The organism is Streptomyces sp. NPDC049541, assembly GCF_044465725.1.
Classification (GTDB): domain Bacteria; phylum Actinomycetota; class Actinomycetes; order Streptomycetales; family Streptomycetaceae; genus Streptomyces.
In genome coordinates this window covers 489,611-511,763 of record NZ_JBITLY010000002.1, presented here as the reverse complement: position 1 = coordinate 511,763, position 22,153 = coordinate 489,611, and the positions used below count along the sequence as shown (strand labels likewise).

18 protein-coding genes and 1 riboswitch are annotated in these 22,153 nt (G+C 72.9%); of the genes, 9 read left to right on the top strand and 9 right to left on the bottom strand.

Going from position 1 to position 22,153, the window contains the following annotated elements; translation table 11 throughout:
* The first annotated feature begins 245 nt into the window (after positions 1-245).
* The 4 genes from ACIBW9_RS09430 to ACIBW9_RS09415 all read left to right on the top strand — a co-directional run bounded on the left by ACIBW9_RS09430 (position 246) and on the right by ACIBW9_RS09415 (position 4,123).
* A complete protein-coding gene (locus ACIBW9_RS09430) occupies positions 246-1,331 on the top strand; it encodes a WD40/YVTN/BNR-like repeat-containing protein (protein WP_398952928.1) in 1,086 nt (361 codons plus the stop codon).
* A 73-nt stretch (positions 1,332-1,404) separates the two neighbouring features.
* Entirely contained in the window at positions 1,405-2,082 is a 678-nt protein-coding gene (locus ACIBW9_RS09425) for a uracil-DNA glycosylase (protein WP_398952926.1), read from the top strand.
* Positions 2,079-3,080 (top strand): N-acetylglucosamine kinase, encoded by a 1,002-nt coding sequence (locus tag ACIBW9_RS09420; RefSeq protein WP_398952924.1) that lies wholly within the window; start codon positions 2,079-2,081, stop codon positions 3,078-3,080. The genes ACIBW9_RS09425 and ACIBW9_RS09420 overlap by 4 nt, the downstream gene beginning before the upstream one ends.
* Before the next feature lie 119 nt (positions 3,081-3,199).
* Positions 3,200-4,123: a sirohydrochlorin chelatase gene (locus tag ACIBW9_RS09415; protein ID WP_398952922.1), complete on the top strand. Its 924-nt coding sequence runs from the start codon at positions 3,200-3,202 to the stop codon at positions 4,121-4,123.
* 266 nt (positions 4,124-4,389) lie between these two features.
* On the opposite strand, the gene ACIBW9_RS09410 is transcribed toward ACIBW9_RS09415, so the two are convergent.
* Both ACIBW9_RS09410 and ACIBW9_RS09405 read right to left on the bottom strand, forming a co-directional pair.
* Positions 4,390-5,424 (bottom strand): lactonase family protein, encoded by a 1,035-nt coding sequence (locus tag ACIBW9_RS09410; protein ID WP_398952921.1) that lies wholly within the window; start codon positions 5,422-5,424, stop codon positions 4,390-4,392.
* Between the two features lie 305 nt (positions 5,425-5,729).
* Positions 5,730-7,223 carry an FUSC family protein gene (locus ACIBW9_RS09405; RefSeq protein ID WP_398952919.1) on the bottom strand — a complete coding sequence of 498 codons (1,494 nt, stop codon included), beginning with the start codon at positions 7,221-7,223 and terminating at the stop codon, positions 5,730-5,732.
* A 195-nt stretch (positions 7,224-7,418) separates the two neighbouring features.
* Here ACIBW9_RS09405 and ACIBW9_RS09400 point away from each other — a divergent pair, with 195 nt between their 5' ends.
* Positions 7,419-7,895 (top strand): Lrp/AsnC family transcriptional regulator, encoded by a 477-nt coding sequence (locus ACIBW9_RS09400; RefSeq protein WP_030931193.1) that lies wholly within the window; start codon positions 7,419-7,421, stop codon positions 7,893-7,895.
* Positions 7,896-7,929: 34 nt separating this feature from the next.
* Here ACIBW9_RS09400 and ACIBW9_RS09395 read toward each other — a convergent pair whose 3' ends face one another.
* Complete coding sequence (locus ACIBW9_RS09395) at positions 7,930-8,562, bottom strand: TetR/AcrR family transcriptional regulator (protein WP_398952916.1); 633 nt, start codon at positions 8,560-8,562, stop codon at positions 7,930-7,932.
* 87 nt (positions 8,563-8,649) lie between these two features.
* Between ACIBW9_RS09395 and ACIBW9_RS09390 the strand changes: the two genes are divergently transcribed.
* Positions 8,650-11,751 (top strand): carboxyl transferase domain-containing protein, encoded by a 3,102-nt coding sequence (locus ACIBW9_RS09390; protein WP_398952915.1) that lies wholly within the window; start codon positions 8,650-8,652, stop codon positions 11,749-11,751.
* A 12-nt stretch (positions 11,752-11,763) separates the two neighbouring features.
* Here ACIBW9_RS09390 and ACIBW9_RS09385 read toward each other — a convergent pair whose 3' ends face one another.
* Positions 11,764-13,152 (bottom strand): FAD-binding oxidoreductase, encoded by a 1,389-nt coding sequence (locus tag ACIBW9_RS09385; RefSeq protein ID WP_398952913.1) that lies wholly within the window; start codon positions 13,150-13,152, stop codon positions 11,764-11,766.
* A 106-nt stretch (positions 13,153-13,258) separates the two neighbouring features.
* Entirely contained in the window at positions 13,259-15,859 is a 2,601-nt protein-coding gene (locus tag ACIBW9_RS09380) for an ATP-binding protein (RefSeq protein ID WP_398952911.1), read from the bottom strand.
* Between the two features lie 69 nt (positions 15,860-15,928).
* Positions 15,929-16,013: riboswitch (ZMP/ZTP riboswitch) on the top strand.
* A gap of 31 nt (positions 16,014-16,044) precedes the next feature.
* On the opposite strand from ACIBW9_RS09380, the gene ACIBW9_RS09375 reads away from it, so the two are divergent.
* Positions 16,045-17,199, top strand: a complete 1,155-nt coding sequence (locus ACIBW9_RS09375) for a phosphoribosylaminoimidazolecarboxamide formyltransferase (RefSeq protein ID WP_398952909.1) — start codon at positions 16,045-16,047, stop codon at positions 17,197-17,199.
* A gap of 45 nt (positions 17,200-17,244) precedes the next feature.
* Complete coding sequence (locus ACIBW9_RS09370; protein ID WP_398952907.1) at positions 17,245-17,925, top strand: IMP cyclohydrolase; 681 nt, start codon at positions 17,245-17,247, stop codon at positions 17,923-17,925.
* On the opposite strand, the gene ACIBW9_RS09365 is transcribed toward ACIBW9_RS09370, so the two are convergent.
* Entirely contained in the window at positions 17,912-18,640 is a 729-nt protein-coding gene (locus ACIBW9_RS09365; RefSeq protein WP_398952905.1) for a TIGR03943 family putative permease subunit, read from the bottom strand. The genes ACIBW9_RS09370 and ACIBW9_RS09365 overlap by 14 nt on opposite strands.
* Complete coding sequence (locus tag ACIBW9_RS09360) at positions 18,637-19,671, bottom strand: permease (protein ID WP_398952903.1); 1,035 nt, start codon at positions 19,669-19,671, stop codon at positions 18,637-18,639. Before ACIBW9_RS09360 ends, ACIBW9_RS09365 begins: the two co-directional genes overlap by 4 nt.
* Before the next feature lie 162 nt (positions 19,672-19,833).
* Between ACIBW9_RS09360 and ACIBW9_RS09355 the strand changes: the two genes are divergently transcribed.
* Positions 19,834-20,367: a TerD family protein gene (locus ACIBW9_RS09355; protein ID WP_398952901.1), complete on the top strand. Its 534-nt coding sequence runs from the start codon at positions 19,834-19,836 to the stop codon at positions 20,365-20,367.
* Positions 20,368-20,394: 27 nt separating this feature from the next.
* On the opposite strand, the gene ACIBW9_RS09350 is transcribed toward ACIBW9_RS09355, so the two are convergent.
* Together ACIBW9_RS09350 and ACIBW9_RS09345 are read right to left on the bottom strand one after the other, a co-directional pair.
* Complete coding sequence (locus tag ACIBW9_RS09350; protein ID WP_398953953.1) at positions 20,395-21,153, bottom strand: hypothetical protein; 759 nt, start codon at positions 21,151-21,153, stop codon at positions 20,395-20,397.
* Positions 21,154-21,329: 176 nt separating this feature from the next.
* The gene (locus tag ACIBW9_RS09345; protein ID WP_398952899.1) at positions 21,330-22,115 is read right to left on the bottom strand and encodes a LysR family substrate-binding domain-containing protein; all 786 of its coding nucleotides are present in this window, start codon (positions 22,113-22,115) and stop codon (positions 21,330-21,332) included.
* Between the last annotated feature and the right edge of the window lie 38 nt (positions 22,116-22,153).

Genomic DNA, 22,153 nt, shown 5'->3' with positions numbered 1-22,153 from the left:
GAACCTCCCTCCCATACGGGCGAAGGCCGCCCGATGCTCAGGTCGACTCCACCGACTCGACGGTCGCATGCGTCACCCCGCTCGCGCAGGCGTCTTCGCAAACCGATCCGGTCATCGCCTCTTGATCCGCCGACACCGCTTTGACCTGCGGCGATGCCGATCCCAGAGGTGGCTGTCAGTGGTGGGGTGCAGACTGGCCGATGTCTGGGACAGAGACGTCACAGACACAGCGGAGGTGATTCGGCATGACCGAGGTACTGCTCGCCGTGGGCACGCGCAAAGGCCTGTTCATCGGGCGCCGGCGAGGTGGTGCATGGGAGTTCGACGAGACTCCCTACTTCAACGCGCAGGCCGTGTACTCGGTCGCGATCGACACCCGCGGCGACCGTCCGCGTCTGCTGGCCGGCGGCGACAGCGCCCACTGGGGCCCGTCCGTGTTCCACTCCGACGACCTGGGCCGCACCTGGACGGAACCGGCCGAGCCGGCCGTCAAGTTCCCCAAGGACACCGGGGCTTCGCTGGAGCGGGTGTGGCAGCTGCATCCGGCGGCCGCGGAACAGGACGTGGTGTACGCGGGCACGGAGCCGGCCGCCCTGTACCGTTCGGAGGACCGCGGGGAGACGTTCGAGCTGGTGCGCCCTTTGTGGGAGCACCCGACCCGCTCGAAGTGGGTGCCGGGCGGCGGTGGTGAGGGGCTGCACACCGTGCTCACCGACCAGCGCGACCCGCGGGCGGTGACGGTCGCCGTCTCGACGGCCGGGGTGTTCAGGACCACGGACGGCGGAGCGAGTTGGGCCCCGTCGAACTCCGGTGTCTCCGCGGTGTTCCTGCCGGATCCGAACCCGGAGTTCGGGCAGTGCGTGCACAAGGTCGCGCGGGACGCGGCCAACCCGGACCGGCTGTATCTGCAGAACCACTGGGGCGTGTACCGGAGCGACGACGCGGGCGGGCACTGGAGCGACATCGGCGAAGGGCTGCCGTCCACCTTCGGCTTCGCCGTGGCCGCCCACCCGCACCGCGGCGACACGGCGTACGTGTTCCCCATCAACGCGGACGCGGACCGGGTGCCCGCCGGCCATCGCTGCCGGGTGTTCCGCACGGCCGACGCGGGCAAGAGCTGGGAGCCGCTGTCGGCAGGCCTGCCGCAGGAGGACCACTACGGCACCGTGCTGCGCGACGCGCTGTGCACGGACGGCGCGGACCCTGCCGGGGTGTACTTCGGCAACCGCAACGGCGAGGTGTACGCGTCCGCCGACGACGGCGACAGCTGGCGGCAGTTGGCCCAGCATCTGCCGGATGTGCTGTGCGTGCGGGCCGCGGTGATCGGATGAGTGCTGCGGGGGGAGCGCACGGCCTTGGCCACCGGTTGATCCCTGCTGCCCGTACGGCAGTAGGGTGACGCCCGTGGCACCACGACCGTTGCAAGAAATCGTCGAAGCGGGCTGGGCGAAGGCCCTGGAACCGGTGGCCGGACGGATCGCCGAGATGGGGGACTTCCTGCGCGCGGAGATCTCCGCGGGGCGCACCTATCTTCCGGCCGGAGCGAATGTTCTGCGGGCCTTCCAGCAACCCTTCGACGAGGTACGGGTCCTGATCGTCGGCCAGGACCCGTATCCCACGCCGGGGCACGCCGTGGGGCTGTCGTTCTCGGTGGCGCCCGAGGTGCGCCCGCTGCCCGGCAGCCTCATCAACATCTACCGGGAGTTGACCACCGACCTGGGCCTGCCCCAGCCGTCCAACGGTGATCTGACGCCGTGGACGCAGCAGGGGGTGCTGCTGCTGAACAGGGCGCTCACCACCGCCCCGCGCAAGCCGGGCGCGCACCGCGGCAAGGGCTGGGAGGAGGTCACCGAGCAGGCCATTCGGGCCCTGGCCGGGCGCGGCAAGCCGCTGGTGTCCATCCTCTGGGGACGGGACGCCCGCAATCTGCGTCCGCTGCTCGGCAGCCTCCCCTCGGTGGAGTCCGCCCATCCGTCCCCGATGTCGGCCGACCGCGGCTTCTTCGGCTCGCGTCCCTTCAGCCGGGCCAACGACCTGCTGATCAGACAGGGCGGACAGCCGGTGGACTGGCGCCTGCCGTGAGCGGTGCGGGGGACGAGGCGCGGGCGGGCGCGACCGGAATCCTCGCGGTCGACTCGGGGGGTTCGGGACTGCGGGTCGTCGTCAGGCGCACGGACGGCGGTCCGCCGGCCCAGCGGGAGTCCCGGGAACCGGTGCGCACCGGAGCCCGGGGGATCGATCCGGGGCATCTCATGGCTCAACTCGTGCCGATGGTGCGGGAGTTGACCGCCGAGACCGGTGTCTCCGCACTGAGCGCGGCTGCGGTGGGCGCCGCCGGGCTCGCCTCCCTGGGCGATGCCCTGCGTGCCGAACTCCCTGGTGCGCTGGGGCGGGAGTTCCGCATCCGCTCCGTCGCCCTCGTCGCCGACGCCGTCACCGCCTATGTCGGCGCCCTCGGGCCATGCGCAGGCGCCGTGGTCGCGGCCGGGACGGGCCTGATCGCCGTCGGTACGGACCTGACGCGCTGGCGCCGCGCGGACGGCTGGGGGCATCTGCTGGGCGACTGCGGCAGCGGCGCCTGGATCGGGCGGGCCGGGCTGGAGGCGGCCCTGCGCGCGTTCGACGGAAGGCCCGGCGGTTCGACCGGACTGCTGGCCCGCGCCGAGGAGATGTTCGGTCCGATGCCGGGGCTGCCGGGCAGGCTCTACCCGCGCCAGGACCGGCCCGCCGTGCTCGCCTCCTTCGCACCCGAGGTGGCCGCCTGCGCCGGCGGCGACCCGGTTGCCGCGGGCATCCTGCGCGCTGCGGCCCGACACATGGCGGAGTCCGCGGCAGCGGTCTGTCCGCCCGCGGGAGACGCTCAAGTGGCCGTCACGGGCGGCCTGTTCAAGATGGGCGACCTCCTGCTCGGCCCCCTCGCGCAAGAGCTGTCGCAGCGGCTGCCGCACGCACCGCTGGTGCCGGCCGTGGGCGACCCGCTGGCCGGTGCGGTGCGTATCGCCGACGATCTCGCGGCGGGAACGCTCACTCTCCCGAGTGATGCAGCGATGCTGAGCGTGATGACCGGCGACGACGGCTGATCCCCGTACGCCCCTAGCTTCTGATCCGCATGTAACTCATCAGACAAAATGGGACAGAAACCGCTCACCTGCACCCTCCCCGAACAGGGGAGCCCAGGAAGCCAGTAACATGCGTCGCCATGAGCTCCCCCACTGGGCCCGCGTCCGGCCTGCCAGTACGAATGCCGCGACCTCGCCAGCCCGGGCGGCACCGCCGACCCGAGCCGCTGGCGGCTCCTGAGGGCGCGCCTGCGCTCGTCCTCGCGGTGCCGGGCGCTCCCGGCGCCGTCACGCGCAGCCTCGCCGAGGAGGTCGTGAGCATCGCCCGCTCCGAGCTGCCCGGCCTCGATGCGCGGATCGGGTACCTGGACGGGGACGAGGCGGAGTTCCCCACGCTGCAGGCCGTGCTCGCGCACGCCTCCGAGGAGCGTGCCGCCCGCTTCGAGCACGCCCGCGCCGCCGGCCTGGACGTCAAGGAGCCGGACGGCCCCGTCGCCGTCGTCGTGCCGCTGCTGGCCGGCCCCGACGGCGCCCTGCTGCGCCGGATCCGCCAGGCCGTGATGGACAGCCGCGTTGCGGCCGACCTCACCGACGTGCTGGGCCCGCACCCGCTGCTCGCCGAGGCGCTGCACGTGCGCCTGTCGGAGGCCGGGCTGGCCCGTGCGGACCGCGCCCGTCTGTTCACCGTGGCGACGGCGGCGGACGGCATCATCCTGGCCTCGGTGGGCGGTGACGAGGCCGTTCAGGCGGCCGGGATCACCGGCATGCTGCTCGCCGCACGTCTCGCCGTGCCGGTGATGGCGGCGGCGCTGGACCAGGACGGCTCGATCGCGGCTGTCGCCGAGCAGCTGCGCGGCTCGGGTTCGCAGCAGCTGGCGCTCGCGCCGTACCTGATAGGGCCGGAGATCGACCCGGGCCTGGTCGAGGAGGCTGCCAAGGAGGCGGGCTGCTCCGCCGCCGAGGCGCTCGGCCCGTACCCGGCGATCGGCAAGCTCGCGCTGGCCAAGTACACGACGGCCCTGGGCATCGCTCCGCCGCAGCCGCAGGGGGCGCCGGTGCGCTGAGGCGTGCGCGGCGCCGCTGCACACATACACGAAGGGCCCGCTCCATGCACCGGAGCGGGCCCTTCGGCGTGCGCCGGACTGCCAGGCGCTCCCGGGAGTAGCCGGTCTGCGTCACCGCCGCGGGGCGATATGCCGTCGATCGTCTGCGTCGCCGTCGTGGCCGGTCGCGCCCACGCGGCGGAGCCGCAGATCGATACAGCCCCGCGCCCCTTCGGGGCGCGGCCACACCGACCGACCTGCTTGCGCTCGCCGCATCGCCTCTGTTCTCAGCCGAACACCACGCAGGACGCCGCAGGGACCGCCAGGGAACCCTCGTAGCGTGGCAGGCCCGTGGCGGGGTCGAGGGCGAACCAGGTCACCTCGCCGGAGCGTTCGTTGGCGACGTAGAGGAATCCGTCCGACTCGGCGATCGCGCGGGGCCAGTGGCCGCCGCAGGGGACCGTGCCGATCAGGCGGAGCTCGTCGCCCTCGACGGCGAACGTGGACAGGACGTCCTCGCCGCGGGTGGCGGTCCACACGAAGCGGCCGTCGGGGGAGGCGACGATGCCGGACGGGTAGGCGTCGCCGGTCGGGGCGCCGGGGAGGACGTGCCGCTCGGTCAGCGGTTCCAGGGAACCGGTCACGGCGTCCCAGTGGCAGACGGTGAGCGTCGGCGTCAGTTCGTTGAGGACGTACGCGCGCGTGCCGTCCGGGTGGAAGGCCAGGTGGCGCGGCCCGGAGCCGGGCCGCAGGGCGATCTCCCGGTGCACTTCGAGATGGCCGCCGGTCAGCGTGCAGACTCGGACCGAGTCCGTGCCGAGGTCGACGCTGACGGCCCACCGCCCGCTCGGGTCGGGCTGCACCTGGTGCGCGTGCGGCCCCTGCTGGCGCAGGGTGTGCGGGCCCGAGCCCTTGTGCTGAAGGACATCGGAGGCGACGTCGGCGAGGGCGCCGTCGGAGCGGACGGGCACGGCAGTGACGCTGCCGGAGCCGTAGTTGGCGGTCAGGACGTGCCCGTCGAAGACGCTGAGGTGAGTGGGGGTGTTGCCGCCGACCGGGACCGGCGCGCCTGTCTTCTCCGGCCGGTCTGCCGTCACCCGGTACGCGGCCACCGCGCCCTCGGCGGTCTCGCTGACCGCGTAGAGGGTCCGCCCGTCGGGTGCCGGAGCCAGGTAGGAGGGGTCGGGCACGCCGTCCACGCTGCTCAGCACGGTCAGCGCACCGCGGTCCGGGGCTACGGCCACCGTCACGATCCCAGGACCTCCCGCCGCCGTGAACGACCCGATGAAGGCCCGCCGTCGCCGCCCGCCGCCGTCTGTCACCGCTGTCCCCTCTCGGTCCTGTGCCGTCGGGGCGACGTTAGCAGTCGATCACCGGCGGTCTAGACCATATGCGGGCCATTTGACCAGGCCGCAACCGAGACTCCTGCCCCGCCACGGGCCCGGTGTCGCAGGTGCGGCACGATCCGCCACCAGTCGGCGCCTACCCAGCGGCCTAGGGCTCCTCGTGGCCGAGGTGGTCGAGGAAGCGGCGGGACTCAGCCGCCGAGGCGGAGAGGGGGGTGATGCCGGCATTGCGCGGGTCGCCGGCGTAGCGGACGAGCTGTTCGTGAGATGACGGCGGGGGCTCACGCCCCCACGAGCGGCGAACCCGACGGTGTCCGCAGTGGTGTGGCCAGTTCCGCGAGGGCCCGTTCCAGGCCGTGCAGGTGGGCCAGCGCGGGTTCCGCCGCGGGGGCCTCGGCGGCGATGTCGAGGCGGGCGCGTTCGCCACCGGTGAGCGCCTCCACCGCCGCCTCCACGCGCCAGCAGGCGGCTGCCAGCCGGGCGTCGTGGGAGGCCTCCGGGTCGGCGGCGACGGCGACCAGGCCGCGGGTCTCGCGGGCGCAGTCGTCGAGCAGGTCCAGCACCCGGCGGGCGCGTCGTTTGCGGCCGAGCATCGGGTTGAGCGGGTGGACGAGGGGGGCGACGGCCAGTCGTACGCGGCCGAGGAGTTGCTCCAGTTCCGCGATCCTGCGCGCCGGGTCGGCGTCCGTGGAGCCGGCGAGGCGGGCGGCTGCCTCTGCCGTGCACGCGTGGACGCAGCGCAGGGCGCGCTGGATCCAGGCGTCGGTGATGGTGTGCGTGGTGACGGGCAGGACGAAGAGCACGGCGAGTACGGCGCCGAGCGCGCCGACGCCGGTCTCCGCGAGGCGCAGGGCGAGCAGGCCCGGGGTCAGCACGCCCAGCAGGCCGTAGAGGAGTTCGGCAAGGAGCGTGACCCAGAGCATCATCCAGGTGTACGACACCGCGGCCGTGTAGAAGATGCCGAAGACACAGCCGGCGAGCAGCGCCGCCGTGGGAAGGGCGGCTCCGTGCAGGGGGACCGCGATCAGCGGGCCGAGGCCGATGCCGATCACCGTGCCGAGGACCCGGCGGAAGCCGCGGACCAGGGTCTCGCCGCGCGAGGCGGTGTTGACGAAGATCCACCAGGTGGCGCCGACGGCCCAGTACCAGCGCTGCCCGGACACCAGCTGGCCCACGACCAGAGCGAAGCCCGCGCCCGCGGTGGCCTGGACGGCCTGGCGGGTGGTCACACGGGCCAGGCCAGTGCCGGCGGGAGGAGCGGGCACGGGTGCCGGGGGCAGCTTGCCCTCGTAGCACCACAGGCCGAAGCGGATCGCGGAGGCGCTGAGCACGGACAGCAGGACGGCGGCGTACAGCTCGGGCAGCCGGTCCGTGGTGGCGTGCAGGAACTGCGCCACGAAGAAGGTCATGAACGCGAAGACACCGAGGCTGTGCCCGCGCGGCCCGAAGCGGCGCGCGTACACGCCCGCGCCGATGACGGCGAGGAAGGTGAGGTCGCGAGCCACGGGATGGTCGTGCAGCTGGGCCGCGGCGGCGAGCACCGGCAGTCCGACGGCGGGCAGCAGCGCGGTGGTGACGGCCTGCCCGCGGACCGTGGCGTCCGTGACGGTGAACAGGGCGAGCAACGCGGCGAGCCCACCGGTGACGGCACCGACGAGGGAGAGCCCGGCCAGGGAGCAGACGACCACCGCGAGCGCGATGCCGAGGACGGCCCGCGCGGCGAAGCGCAACCGCATCCGGCCCGGATCCGGCGCCACGAACACCCTCTTCAGCACTGCTCCCCACCCCTCGACGTCACTGGCATGAAAAAGGCGCCGCGGGGTCCGCAGCGCCATCGACGCGAACATTGCAGCATCAAGGCGTCGGCTGGCTCAAGCGGCATCGAATAAGCTGGACCATTGGCACAGACATATCGGTCCGTCGGCGGCCAGGAGCGAGCCAACGGACCATGCACGAGGAGACCGGGCACCATGGCCGTCGACGAGCTCGACACCCGCATCCTGCGGCTGCTGATGGAGCAGCCGCGCACGAGCGTGCGCGAGTACGCCCGGATTCTGGGCGTCGCCCGCGGCACCCTGCAGGCCCGCCTCGACCGGCTGGAACGCGACGGCGTGATCACCGGAACGGGTCCGACCCTCTCCCCCGCCGCGCTCGGCCACCCGGTGCTCGCCTTCGTGCACATCGAGGTCACGCAGGGGCATCTGGACGACGTGGGTGAGGCGCTGGCCTCCGTGCCGGAGATCGTCGAGGCCTTCTCGATCACGGGCGGCGGCGATCTGCTGACCCGGGTCGTGGCGCGGGACAACGCCCATCTGGAGGACGTGATCCAGAAGCTGATCAGCCTGCCCGGCGTCGTCCGCACCCGCACCGAGGTGGCGCTGCGCGAGCGCGTCCCGCAGCGGCTGCTGCCACTGGTCGAGTCGATCGGCCGAGCGGCCCGCAAATGAGCCGCCCTGGTGCTGGGCGTACGGCAGTACGGGGCTACTCCTGACGTGGCCGGTCGGCTCCGAGCAGGTGCAGATACATGGCGGTGACGTCGCGTACGGCGTCCTCGTAGGTGCCGGGGTGGGTGGCGACGCGGCGGGCGAACTCGACGCACATGCCGCCCACCGCGCGTGCCAGTGCCAGGGGTTCGGCGGCCGGTGCGGCAAGGCCGGCTTCGGAGAGGCGGCGGATGTAGCGGGCGTGGCGGTGGACGGGCCGTTCGCGGATCTCGTCCCACAGTTGCGCCATGGTGGGGTCGGTGCGGGCCTGCTGCTCCAGCAGGCCCAGCAGCGGCTGGTGTCGGGCGTAGGCGGCGATGAAGGCGCCGATGGACGCCTCGGCGACGGCGTGCGGGTCGTCCGTGTCGACGCCCGGGACCTCCTGAGCGGCGAGGAACGCGTCCCGTACCCGTACCGCCAGGACGCGGAAGATCTCCTCCTTGGAGGCGAAGTACACGTAGAAGCCCGCCCGGGAGACCTCCGCCTCCGCCGTGATGTCGGCGACGGTGGCCGGGCCGAGGCCGAGCCGTTCGAAGACGGCCTCGGCGGCGTCCAGGAGCCGGGCACGGGCCGGTGCCTCGGTGCGGTCGCGGGCGGTGCGGACCGCCCAGGCCTTGCGTGTGCGTGCCACACCGTGAGCGTATTGACGTTGACGTCAATGTCAATGAGCATGGCGGAGCCGGTCGATGAGGACCGCCGAGGTCCGGGGAGGGCTCCCATGGGTACTGCCGCCGTGCTCGTCGCCAACCGCGGGGAGATCGCCGTACGCGTCCTGCGGGCCGCCTCGGAGGCCGGGCTGCGCTCGGTCGCGGTGTACGCCGAGGGCGACGACGCACACGCTCGACTGGCCGACGAGGCCGTCCCGTTGGGCGACTATCTCGACGGCGGCGCACTGCTCGCCGCCGCCCGCGGCACCGGCTGCGACTTCCTGCACCCCGGATACGGCTTTCTGAGCGAGGACGCGGACTTCGCCCGCCGCTGCGCCGACGCGGGGGTCACGTTCGTCGGACCCTCGCCCGAGGTGCTGGCGGTCTTCGGGGACAAGGCGCGGGCGCGGGCGTTCGCCGCCGCGTCGGGGGTTCCCGTGCTCGACGGGGCCGACGGCCCGGACGGGGCGCGGGAGCTGCTGGCCGCCGGGCCCGTGATGATCAAGGCGGTGGGCGGAGGCGGCGGACGCGGCATGCGGGTGGTGCGGCGGGCCGAGGAGCTGGACGAGGCCTGGGAGCGATGCGCCTCGGAGGCCCGACAGGGCTTCGGGCGGGGCGAGTTGTATGCGGAACGGCTGCTGGAGGGCGCCCGGCACATCGAAGTCCAGGTCGTCGGGGACACGGCCGGCGCCGTCACACATCTGTGGGACCGGGACTGCAGTGCGCAGCGCCGCCACCAGAAGGTGATCGAGATCGCGCCCGCGCCCGACCTCTCCGAGGACACCAGGGAGCAGATTCTCGGCGCCGCACTGCGGATGGCCCGCGCCGCGCGCTGCTCGAGCCTGGTCACCTTTGAATTCATGCTCGGGGGCGGGGAGTTCTGGTTCATCGAGGCCAATCCGCGGCTTCAGGTGGAGCACACGGTCACCGAGGAGGTGACGGGGGTGGACCTGGTCGCCGTGCAGCTGCGCCTGGCGGCCGGGGCCACGCTGGAGGAGCTGGGGCTCACGGGGCCGCCGGCCGCGCCGGGCGGGTTCGCCGTGCAGGCGCGGGTCACGGCCGAGGGGGCGGGGCGGATCACGCGGTTCGACCTGCCCTCGGGGCCCGGTGTGCGCGTTGACACGGCGATCCGCGTCGGGGCCGAAGTCGGGGTCCGTTACGACCCGTTGCTCGCCAAGGTGGTCGCGCATGTCCCGGCGGGCGATGCGGAGGCGGCTTGTGCGCGGGCGCGGCGGGCGCTGGGCGAGTTCGCGGTGGAGGGGGTACGGACGGGGATCCCGCTGCTGCGGGAGGTGCTGGCGCTGTCGCGGTTCTGGGCGCACACGGGGGTGGTGGCGGAGCTTGCGCAGGCCCACGTCGTTCCCGAGGAGGCGCCGGGCGACGGCACGGTCGTCGCGCCGCTCAGCGGCACTGTGGTTTCCGTCGACGTCTCCCCCGGTGAACCGGTGCGGGCAGGGCAGCAGTTGCTGGTGCTGGAGGCGATGAAGATGGAGCACGTGGTGCGGGCTCCCGGGGCCGGCGTGGTACGGCTGGTGCACGCGCGCGTGGGTGAAACGGTCGGCGCGGGCTCCCCGTTGGCCGGCCTGGACGACCTCACCGGCGCACAGGGCGAGGGGCCAGCGGCGGAGCCGGTTGATCCGGATGCCGTGCGTGCGGACCTCGCCGAGGTCGTACGGCGGCACTCCTTCGGTCTCGACGAGAACCGGCCGGAGGCGGTCGCGGGGCGGCATGCCCTGGGCAGGCGCACCGCCCGCGAGAACATCGAGGACCTGTGCGACACGGGCACCTTCACCGAGTTCGGCGCCCTCGCGATCGCCGCCCAGCGCGCCCGCCGCTCTCTGGAGGACCTGATCCGGTCGACGCCGGCCGACGGCATGGTCACCGGCACCGGGCGGGTCAACGGCCTGCCGTGCGTGGCGATGTCGTACGACTACACGGTTCTCGCCGGCACCCAGGGGCTGCAGAACCATCGCAAGACGGATCGGATGCTGGAGCTCGCCGAGGAGCGGCGGCTGCCCGTGGTGCTGTTCGCGGAGGGCGGCGGCGGGCGGCCCGGGGACACCGACACCACGGCCGTGGCGGGCCTCGACGTGACCACCTTCCAGCGCATGGGGCGGCTCAGCGGGCTGGTGCCGCTGGTCGGCATCGTCTCGGGGCGGTGTTTCGCCGGTAACGCGGCGCTGCTGGGCTGCTGCGACGTCGTGATCGCCACGCCCGACGCGACGATCGGGATGGGCGGGCCCGCCATGATCGAGGGCGGCGGGCTCGGCGTGTTCCGGCCGGAGGAGGTGGGGCCGCTGTCGGTGCAGGTGCCGAACGGTGTGGTGGACCTCGCGGTCGCCGACGAGGCGGAGGCCGTGCGGGTGGCGCGGCGCTATCTGTCGTACTTCCAAGGGGTGCAGGGCAGTTGGGAGGCGCCGGATCAGCGGCTGCTGCGGCAGGTGGTGCCGGAGAACCGGCGGCGGGCCTACGACGTGCGGGCGGCCGTCACCGGGCTCGCGGACACGGACTCGGTGCTGGAGCTGCGGCCCGAGTTCGGCGTGGGTGTGCTGACCTGTCTCGTACGGATCGAGGGGCGGCCGCTGGGGCTCCTGGCCAGCAACCCGGCGCATCTGGGCGGGGCGATCGACCGGGACGCGGCGGACAAGGCGGCACGGTTCCTGCAGTTGTGCGACGCGTTCGGGCTGCCGGTGGTCTCGCTGTGCGACACACCGGGGTTCATGGTCGGCCCGGACGCCGAACGGACCGCCACCGTACGGCACTTCGCGCGGCTGTTCGTGACGGGTGCCAATCTGCGGGTGCCGCTGGTGAGTCTGGTGCTGCGCAAGGCGTACGGGCTCGGGGCGATGGCCATGATGGGCGGCTCGACGCGGGTGCCGCTGGCCACGGCGGCCTGGCCGAGCGGCGAGTTCGGCGGGATGGGTCTTGAGGGTGCCGTGCGGCTCGGCTACCGCAGGGAGCTGGCCGCGATCGCCGACCCGGCCGAGCGTACGCGTGTCTTCGAGGAGCGGGTCGCCGAGTTGTACGAACGCGGGAAGGCGGTCAACGCGGCGGCCGCGCTGGAGATCGACGCGGTGATCGACCCGGCCGGGTCGCGGGCCTGGATCCTTGCGGCGCTGGAGCGGTGCCCTGTCCCGGAGGCGGGGCACCGCCCGTTCGTCGACACCTGGTGATCCGGGCCCGGTTCAGCTGGGCCGGATGTTCTGGTTCAGGCGGAACACGTTGTCCGGGTCGCGGTCGGCCTTGATACGGGCCAGGCGGTCGTAGTTTCCGCGGTAGCCGGCGCGGACGCGGTCCTGGCCCTCGTCCATCATCATGTTCACGTAGGCGCCGCCCGCCGAGTACGGGTGCAGGGCCTCGAAGTAGTCGACGGTCCAGCGCCTGACGAGGTCCGCGTTGGCGGGGTCGGGGTCGACTCCGGCGTAGACGGTGGACCACTGGGCGCCTCGGTAGGCCCATGGGGTCTCGTCGGGGCCGACGTCGTGGGCGGCGCCGTCGATCGGGTACAGGTGCATGGTCGACTGGACCGTCGGCACCTCGGCACCGAACTTGGCGTGGAGTTCGACGGCCTCGTCGGGGATCTCGTCGACGAAGTCGGCCCGCCAGTACCACTGGTGGCCGGGCGGGTAGAGCGCGTCGAACATGGACTGCAGGTCGGGGTGGGGCATCGGTCCGACGGCGTGCAGCATCGGCGTCGGCAGGGCGTCCAGCAGCGGGGCCATCTCACGTGCGGCGGCCTCGGGGTCGTCGCCCGCGTAGCACCAGACGACGCCGGCCGTCTTGCGCAGGTGGAGGTCCTCGGGGAACGGCGGGGCGGGTGGGACGGTGCCGTACAGGAAGAAGGCGTTGAGGTCGCGTGGTGCGTTCGGGAGGAAGTCCCGGTAGGCGGAGAGGACTTCGGGGCTGATCTCGACGGGCCAGAAGGTCGGGCCGCCGACGACGGTGCCGACCTCGTGCAGCCGGAACAGGAAGGAGGTGACGACGCCGAAGTTGCCGCCGCCCCCGCGGACGGCCCAGAACAGGTCGGTGTTCTCGTCGGCGCTCGCACGCGCCTGCCGGCCGTCGGCCAGGACGATGTCGGCGGCGAGGAGGTTGTCGATGGTCAGGCCGCACTTGCGGGTCAGATGGCCGAGTCCGCCGCCGAGCGTGAGCCCGCCGACGCCGGTGGTGGAGACGATGCCGCTGGGCGTGGCGAGGCCGTGCGGGTGGGTGGCGCGGTCCACCTCGCCCCAGACGCAGCCGCCGCCGACCCGGACGGTGCGGGCCGCGGGGTCCACCTGGATGTCCTTCATGAGGGACAGGTCGGCCACCACTCCTGCGTCGACGGTGCCCAGGCCGGCACCGTGGTGGCCGCCGCCGCGGACGGCGAGGGGCAGGTCGTGCGTGCGGGCGAAGCCGATCACGCGGGCCACGGCGTTCGCGTCGGCGCAGCGTGCGACGAGGGCCGGGCGCCGGTCGATCATCGCGTTGTAGACGGTGCGGGCCTGTTCGTAGCCGGAGTCCTCGGGTCCGATCAACTCGCCGGTGAAGTCGGCCAGTTCCCTGCGTGCCGCCTGGATGGGTGTGCTGGACATGCGGATATCCCCCGTTTTTTCGGAGTCGGGTCGATCCGCACGTTCTACTCGGGTTGCGCCCGCCCGGGCATCCGCGGGCATCACCCAGCTCGGGCCCGCGGGATACCTACGTTTCGCCCTCGGTGAGCAGTCCGAGCTCCGCGGCGCGGGCGGCGGCGTGCCGCCGGGTGGGGGCGCCCAGTTTGTCGAGGACCGCCCGGACGTGGTTGTCGACGGTGCGGACGGAGACGACGAGCCGGGCGGCGATCTCGGAGTTGGTCAGGCCCTCGGCGAGCAGCCGGATGACCTGCAGCTGGCGTTCGGTGAGGCCGGCCGGGTTGCCGCGGGTGGCGGCGAGCGGGCCGCGCGGGATGCGGGGCACGCCGAGGCCGCGCAGTTCGGTGCGGACCAGCCGGGCCAGCGGCTCGGCGCCCAGCGCGTCGAGCCGGGCGAGGGCGGTGAGCTTGTCGGCGGGCTCCGGGCTCTCGGCGAGCGCGGCGGCGTATTCGTAGGGGCAGCCCGCCGTGTGCCACAGGGCCGCGGCACGCCGCCACTGCCCGCGGGACTGCAGCGCATACGGATGTCCCGAGTCGTCCGCCGGGACCGGGTGTCCGGCCTTGGTGAGCCAGTAGCCGAGTTCGGCGCCGTAGGGGACACCGGCCAGATGGCGGGCCTGGGCGTACACGGGGGCGACGGCCTCGACGACGGCGGCGTGATCGCCGCGCAGCCAGGCGGCCTCGGCGAGCGCGGCGGCGACGGGCCCGGTGCGCTGGAGTTCCCGCGTGCGTACGGCGATCTCCTGGGCCTCGGTGAGGAGTTCATCGGCGCCGGGACGGCCGCAGCGGGTGCGCACCCGGGCCAGGACGGTCAGGGCCGGGCAGCGCGCGGGCAGGAAGTCGTGGATGCCGAACTCCGCATGCCGCTCGGCCTCGTCCCAGTCGGCGGCGGCCAGCCGGCGTATGGCCAGCTCTACATGGAGATAGGTGAGGAAGCCGAGATGTTCGGCCCGGTCGGCCAGGTCCATGGCCGGGGGCAGGAAACGGTCCGCCTCCGCGTACTGCAGGTGGTCGAGCAGGGTCCAGATGAGATTGGCGTAGGCGCGGCAGGCGTGCTCGACCTCCCCGGCGTCCAGGGCGACCTCGAGGCTCTCCTCCAGCTGGCGGCGCCCGCCGGGGTCTCCGCCGCGCCAGCGGGCCGTGCCCATGTTGTTGAGGGCGTGCGAGAGGATCGCAGCGTCCTGGGTCTTCTGCGCTAGCACGATGGCCCGTTCGGCGTGTTCGACGGCCTCGGGATAGCGATCGGACAGCATCCGCAGCTGGGCGATGTTGCTGACCGCAAGGGCCAGCAGCCGGTCGTCGCCCGCGTGTTCCAGGACGGCGACGGCCTCACGGGCGGCCTCCTGCGCCTCGTCGGCGTCCCCGGCCCACCAGTGGATACGGGAGAGCCAGCGCAGGTCGGCGCCGAGGGCGAAGGTGTCGCCGAGGGAGCGGCGCAGGGCGACCGCCTCGCGCTGGGCGGTCACGGCGGCGGCCGAGTCGGCGATGGTGTAGCTCTCCACAGCATGGCGTTCGAGCAGGTCGGCGAGGTCGGGCGGAGGGTAGCGGTGCCGTTGCTGCAGGACGAGGCGCAGTTGGGCGGCGGCCTCGCGGTGCGCGCCGGCTCCCGCGGCGTCGCGGGCGGCGTCGGGTCCGTAGCGGGCGATGGCGTCCTGGTCGCCGGCCTGGGCGGCGTGGTGGACGATGCGGGCGGCGTCGGAACCTGGCCGGGCCACCAGGGCCGCGAGGACGTTGCGGTCGAGGTCGATGCGCCGGGCGGTGGGCACGGAGTCGGCGACCGCCCGCCGGATCAGCTCGTGCCGGAAGGCCACCCGGTCCGGGCTCACGGCCAGCAGCCCGCGCTGCTCGGCCGCCGCAAGGACGGTCACCCCGCCTTTGAGCAGCGCGTCGACCAGTGGGCGTTCGACCGCCGAGGGGACGACGGCGAGCTGCTCCAGTGCGTCGACGACGGCGGGTTCCAGTCCGCGCAGCCGGGCGAGCACGGCGTCGACGACGGTCGGGGGCACTCCCCCGGTGCCGCCGGAGGCGAGGACCTCGGCGACGAAGAAGGGGTTCCCGGAGGTGACTTCGTAGACCTGGGCCGGGTCGAGCCGGCCGGCCGCGCTGAGCGTGCGGACGGCGTCGAGTGACAGCCTGGCCAGGGGCAGGCGGTGCACGCGGGGTGCGCGGGAGACCTGGCCGAGGAGGTGGCGCAGGGGGTGTCCGCGGCTCAGCTCGTCGTCGCGGTAGGTGAGGACGAGCAGGGCGGGCAGCCGCTCCATGCGCCGGACGAGGAAACGCAGGGCGTCCAGGGAGGCCTCGTCGGCCCAGTGCACGTCCTCGACGACGAGTACCGCAGGGTGCGGGGTCACGGCCAGCTCTCCGTGCAGGGCCTCGTAGACGCGGTGGCGGTCGCCGCCCTCGGTGACCGCGCGGGCGAGTTCGGCGCCGACGCTGCCGACGAGGTCGCGGAACGGCCCGAGGGGGCGCCGGGTGGCGAGGTCGTCGCACTGTCCGACTAGCACGCGGGCCTGCCCTGGGAGCCGGTCGGGCATGGCTCTGACCAGGCTGGACTTGCCTATTCCGGCCTCACCGAAGACGAGCAGCACCGAACCGGCCCCGTCGGCCGCCTCCCGTGCGGCCGTGGCCAGCCGTGCCAGCTCGGGCTCGCGCTCGAGGATCCCCCGGTCCACGCGGCCGATTCTGCCACCGGAGCGGGACGGGATGACGGGCCCTGCCGGTCATGTGTTGCCGGTAGAGTCAGGTCCGGCCGCGACTGGCGAGGGTGGACGACCACCGGGGAGCGGCCGTGGTTCAGCGTGAGCGTCGACCGCCTGGGCGCCTCCGTCAGTGATGTTCCCGCTGAGGAGGCCATGACGTGGATCTGCGGTACGGAATGAACCCGCAGCAGCAGGCGGATGCCACTCCGGTGCGGCCCGGCCGGTGGCCGGTTCGGGTGGTGCATGGAAGCCCGTCGTACATCAACCTGCTCGACGCCCTGAACGGCTGGCAGCTGGTACGGGAGGCGAGCCGCTCCCTCGGCCGGCCGGCGGCCGCTTCCTTCAAGCACGTCTCACCCGCCGGTGCGGCCGTGGCCGGGCCCGTCGACGAGGTGACGGCACGGCTCCACGGTGTCGACCAGGCCGAGGTCGGTGCCCTGACCAGTGCGTATCTGCGCGCGCGGGACGCGGACCCGAAGTCGTCCTACGGGGACTTCGCCGCCGTGTCGCACCCGGTCGACGAGGAGCTCGCCGAACTGCTGGCCCCCGTCGTGTGCGACGGCATCGTCGCGCCCGGCTATGCGCCGGGCACCGTCGGCGGACTCGGCAGGAAGAAGAACGGCCGCTTCCTCGTCCTGGAGGCGGATCCGGCCTTTGTGCCGCCGGAGCGGGAGACGCGCGAGGTCTTCGGTCTGCGGCTGAGTCAGCAGCGGGACGAAGTGCCGTGTGCGGAAACGCTGTTGGAGAACGTCGTGTGCGGCACACTTCCCGCGACGGCCGTGGAAGACCTTCTGCTGGGCCTGGTGGTGCTGCGCCACACGCAGTCGAACTCGGTGTGCTTCGTGCGTGACGGGGCGACACTGGGCATCGGCGCGGGACAGCAGTCCCGTGTCGACTGCACACGGCTTGCGGGGGCGAAGGCCGACACCTGGTGGCTGCGGCGCCATCCGGTGGTGCGCGCGCTCGCCTTCCGGCCGGGCGTCCGGCGCCAGGACCGGGTCAACTGGCAGATCCGCTTCATCGAGGGTGACCTCACGGCGGACGAGAGGGCCAGGTTGTCCGCCGCACTGTCGCAGCCGGTGCCGGAGTTCACGGCCGGCAGCCGCGCCGAGTGGACGGCACGCCTGAAAGGGGTCGCGTTCGTCTCGGACGGTGCTCTGCCGTTCCGCGACAACGTCGACCACGCACAGCGGCACGGTGTCGACCACATCGCCGAGCCGGGCGGATCGATCCGCTCCGCGGAGGTCGAGGACGCCTGCCGCGAGCACGGGATCGCCCTGGTCCGGACCGGCCTCAGGCTCTTCCACCACTGAGCGACGCCTTGCCGGCCCCTCCCCCCGACCAGAAAGCGCATCAGCATGCCAACCCTTCATGACCTGTTGTCCGCCAACCCCTACCCCGGCCGCGGAGTCCTGTGCGCCCGCACCCGCTCCGGGGCCGTGCTGGGCGGCTACTTCCTCACCGGCCGCAGCCCGGCCTCACGCGAGCGCGCGCTCCGGCTGATCGACGACGACCTCGTGGTGGGGCCGCTCATCCCCAAAGTGCGCGATCCCCTGCGTCACTACGCCGCCGCCACGACCACGCGAGACTGGCTGGTGCTGGGCAACGGAGAGCAGGTGTCCCAGGCCGCGGAACGGCTCAGGGCGGGAGCCTCGCCGACCGAGGCGGTCAGCGGCTTCGAGTACGAACCCGACCCCCCGATCCGCACCTCCCGCCTCACGGCGCTGATCAGCCGCGACGGCGGACGCACCACCGTCTTCGGGGCCGCCCGTCCCAGCCGCGCCGCACGCCCGACCAGCAACGTGATGACCCTCGCCGTACAGGATCTGCAACCGGGCGAGGCGGTCCTGCTGACCACCTACGACTCCGACGGCGAACAGGTCTTGGTTGCCGCTCCTTTCACCGAGGTCACGGTCGACGCCGGGAACGGGCCGGGCCTGTTGGACGAGATCTGGTGGGCGCTCGACGAACGGTTCAGGATCGCTGCCGCCGTCGTCGACCCTGTTCGAGGAGCTGGATCCGCCCTCACGAAGGCGTGAGCGGAAGGTCGTCCGTGTAGGCGTTGACCGGCGGGGAGACGCGCTCGGCGCGGTGGACGTCGAGGGCCGCCGTCGCGGACTTCGTGCCGAGCGTGCCCTTGGGGTGCCAGGTCCCGGTGACGGCCACCCAGGTGTTGGCCGGCAGTGCGGCGGTCCCGTACATGCGGACCTTGACCGACTGGGAGTCCGCCGCGCAGCAGGTGAAGATGATCCGGGTGAGATACCAGCCGCCGCCCTGCCCCGTCGGGGTGACGAATCCGGTCATCTGGATGCTGCGGCCCCTGACGGCCTGCTCCCGGTCCTGCTGGACCCGGGCGATGAAGTCGGTGAGGGTCATCGGCAGCGGACCGGTCGCGGGCAGTGGATCGAACCGCTGCGCCTTCGGCACGGCCTTGTTGCTCGCGTGCGAGGCCGTGTACGCACCGAGGGCGGGCGGGGCGTAGAGGAGCAGGCTGAGCGCGGGCAGGAAGAGCAGCCAGGCGATGCGGGGTGCGGTGGAGTGGTCGTGGCCGTGTGCATGCGCGTCGGCTTCGGTGGCCGCGCGGTCCAGCGCTGCTGCCGCCAGGCCCAGCAGCAGGAGCAGTACCCCGGAGGCGATCAGCGGAGGGCGCAGGCCTTCCTTGACGTAGCGCAGACAGAGGTCGCTGAACAGGGAGGCGTGCAGCAGCCCCAGGCCGGTGAGGACCAGCAGCAGGATTTGGGCGTGGCGCTTCACAGCAGTGCTCCTCCGATCAGGACCCCGGCGGCCACGGCCACCACCGTGGTCGCGGTCGAGAAGCGCAAGGCGAAGGACCGGCCGAACGTGCCCGCCTGAAGGGCGATCAGCTTCAGGTCGACCATCGGGCCGACCACCATGAACACCAGCCGGGCGGTGGGCGAGAAGCCGGTGAGCGAGGCGGCGACGAACGCGTCGGCCTCCGAGCAGACGGCGAGCAGGACGGCGAGCGCGGCCAGGAAGAGCACCGACAGCCAGGGCGAGCCGGAGAAGGTGTCGAGGACCGAGCGCGGCACGGCCACGTTGAAGGTGGCCGCGGCCATGGCGCCCAGCACCAGGAAGCCGCCGGCGTGCAGGAAGTCGTGCTGGAAGCCGAGGCGGAACTCCCGCAGACGACTGTGTCCCGACCGGTGGCCGCTGTGGCGGACTGCCGGCCGCAGCCACTCCTCGCGTCCCAGCCAGAGCCACAGCCAGCCCATCGCGGCCGCGGTGACCAGGGAGGCCAGCAGTCGGGCCGCGACCATGGCGGGGTTTCCCGGGAAGGCGACGGCCGTGGCGGTGAGCACGATCGGGTTGATCGCGGGCGCGGAGAGGAGGAAGGCGAAGGCCGCGGACGGGGTGACACCACGGCGGATCAGGCTGTTCGCGACCGGCACCGAGGCGCACTCGCAGCCCGGCAGGACGACCCCCGCGACGCCGGCCACCGGGACGGCGAGTGCGGGCCTGCGGGGCAGGATCCGGGTGAACAGGTCGGCCGGTACGAACGCATTGATCGCCCCCGACAGGACCGTGCCCAGCAGCAGGAAGGGCAGCGCCTGGACGGTGATGGCCAGACAGACCGTGCGCCAGGCCGCGACGGCGGGCCGGCTCAGCCACCCGACGCCGGTGAGCGAGAGGACCGCCACCGAGCCGGCTGCGATGAGGACGACGAGGGGCAGGGGGCGTCCGGTGACGCGGCGCCCCTGATGGCCGGCCGGCGCGACGAGCGCCGCTTCTTCCGCCACACCAACCAGTTCATCCGTTTTATTCATATTTACTCCGGATGTCGGATTCGTGGCGAAGATAAGCCAGGATCACTCCCCTCACGGTGCGCACACGCCGCCGCGGGCGGATGAATGAACGGGACCGGGAACATACTTGACCTTGCGGGGGGACTGCCCCGCGGTGCCCGATTCGAGAGGGGCGGCGTCCGGATGAGCGGCGGCGACACGGCACGGGGAAAGATCGAAGTGCGGCTCAAGTGGGACCCCAGCCTCTGGGACCGGCCGCCCCACCATCTGGACATCATGGCGACGACCTACTCGGCGGACGCCCCGCACGGACGGCCGGTGTACGTCGTGCACACCGAGAGCCGCTCGCCGGACGGCACCATCAACATGAGCCGTCACAGCGAGACCGGCCTGGGCCTCGGCTTCGTCGAGGTGATGGTCCTGGAGCTCGATCGCCTGGCGCCCTCCTTCACGCGGGTGGTCGTGGGTGTGGCGATCCATCAGAGCGGCGGCCCCAAGTTCTTCGGCGACATATCGAACACGGGTGTGCTGGTCGTCGACGGACACAGGGAGCTGCTCAAGGACGACTTCGGGCAGGTCGCCGACGCCACCGCGGCGACGGTCGCCGAGTTCACCCGGGATGCCTCCGGTGCCTGGGAGTTCCACCCGATGGTCCGCGGTTTCGACAGCGACCCGGCAGTGTTCACGGTGGAGATGGGCGGTGCCCGACAGCCCTGACCGGCATCCGACGCGTCGCGACCGCGCTCATCCGACCGCGACGTGATCGTCCGGACGCGGGCGCTCGGCCCCCGCCCCCGGCGTCTCCGGCCGGTGTACCGGAACGAGGGGCCGGGCGGGCGCCCGTCTGCGGCCGCGTTCGTGGAACAGGGCCAGGACGATCGCGGTGCCGACCGCTATCAGATGCTCACGGCCGGCCAGATTGGGGACGGCGATCGACTCCCACACCATCGACCCGCCGGTGAGGGCGAACACGATGGGAGCGCGCTGGACGATGGCGACGTAGGTGAAGAGGCCCACGACGGCCGCGGACGGGCCGGTGTCCAGCACCTGCCCGACCTCGCGCGGCAGTCCCAGGCCGCCCCAGCCCGGGCCGAGCGCGATCATCACCCGCACCATGAGGGTGCCGGCGAGGGTGGTCGCGTACGAGATGACGAGCGTTCTGGCCCGGCCGAGGATCAGTTCGGCGAGGGCGAACGCGAGGAACAGGCTCGTGATCCCCGCCCACACGGGCAGGTCCAGGGCCGGGACATAAAGTGACACCGGCGTCCGCAGCAGGGCCAGCCACAGAGGCAGGTCGCCCTTGACGCCGCCGAGCAGCCGCACCAGTACCGCACCGGCCGGCCGCTGCGCCAGCGCGTGGAAGAAGATGACACCGAAGGCGGCCAGGAACGCCAGGAACAGTGCGGGCAGCCCACGGCGTCTGAGTTGCCGCACCGGATCGACGACGATCCCCTGCCACTCGCCTCGCAGCGTGCGCACGACGAACGCCGCCACCCGCCACAGCGCGCCGCGCGGCCGCCGGTACTCACGGTCGACCGGATCGCCCCACAGTCCGTGGGCTCGCAGCCGATCCGCGGCGCCGCCCGCGCACCGCACCCCCTTGCGTAGCAAAACTCCCCCGCCTCCCGTCCATCGCCCCACCGGATGGTCGGAACGGGGCGAGGCCACCCCGTGGGAGGCTAGGCCCGGCGGCGGGGCTTCCTTCGCTTGGCGCCCTTGGAGACGTCGGATCCGGTCCTCGGGTTGCGCCCCGCCGACTTCCCAGCCGTTTTTCCGGTCACCTTCGCCGCGGCGGACTTGCGCCGGGCGCCGGTCGTGTCGCCCGCCCTGCCCTTCGTTTCCGGTGTCGCCGTCTTACGCCCGCGGGAGCTGTTGACCGTGCGCCCGCGGACGATTCCGATGAAATCCTCGACCAGGTCCGTGGTGGCCTCCTCGGGCCACGCCAGGGCGACGCTCGACTCGGGCCCGTCCACCAGCGGCCGGTATGTGAGGTCCTTGCGGTGGTACAGACGGGCCAGGGACTGGGGGACGACCAGGAGGCCGACGCCCGCAGCGACCAGTTCCACGGCGTCCTCGGTGGTGGCGGGGCGCTCGAAGGCGGGCTCTCCCGGCGGCCGGTCCCAGTCGAAGACGTCGTCGAGGGGGTGGAAGAGGACCTCGTCCGCGAGGTCCGCCACGGTCACCTCGTCCGCCGCCGTGATCACATGGTCCTTGGGGACGACGACGACCGTCGTCTCGGTGTAGAGGGGGATCGCGCTGAAGAACGTACGGTCGACCGGCAGCCGTACGAGCCCCGCGTCGGCCCCGCCGGCGCGCAGCACGTCGGATGCCTCGGCAGCCGGTACGGCGAGGAGGTTGAGCGGGATGTCGGGCAGGCGCTCGTTCCAGATCCGCACCCACTTGGCGGGCGTCGCTCCCGGGACGTACGCAAGCCGGAACGCCTGGGATTCTTCCGAGCCTGTCACCAGGCCAGGCTACCGGCCGTGGTCGGAGGGCTCGAACA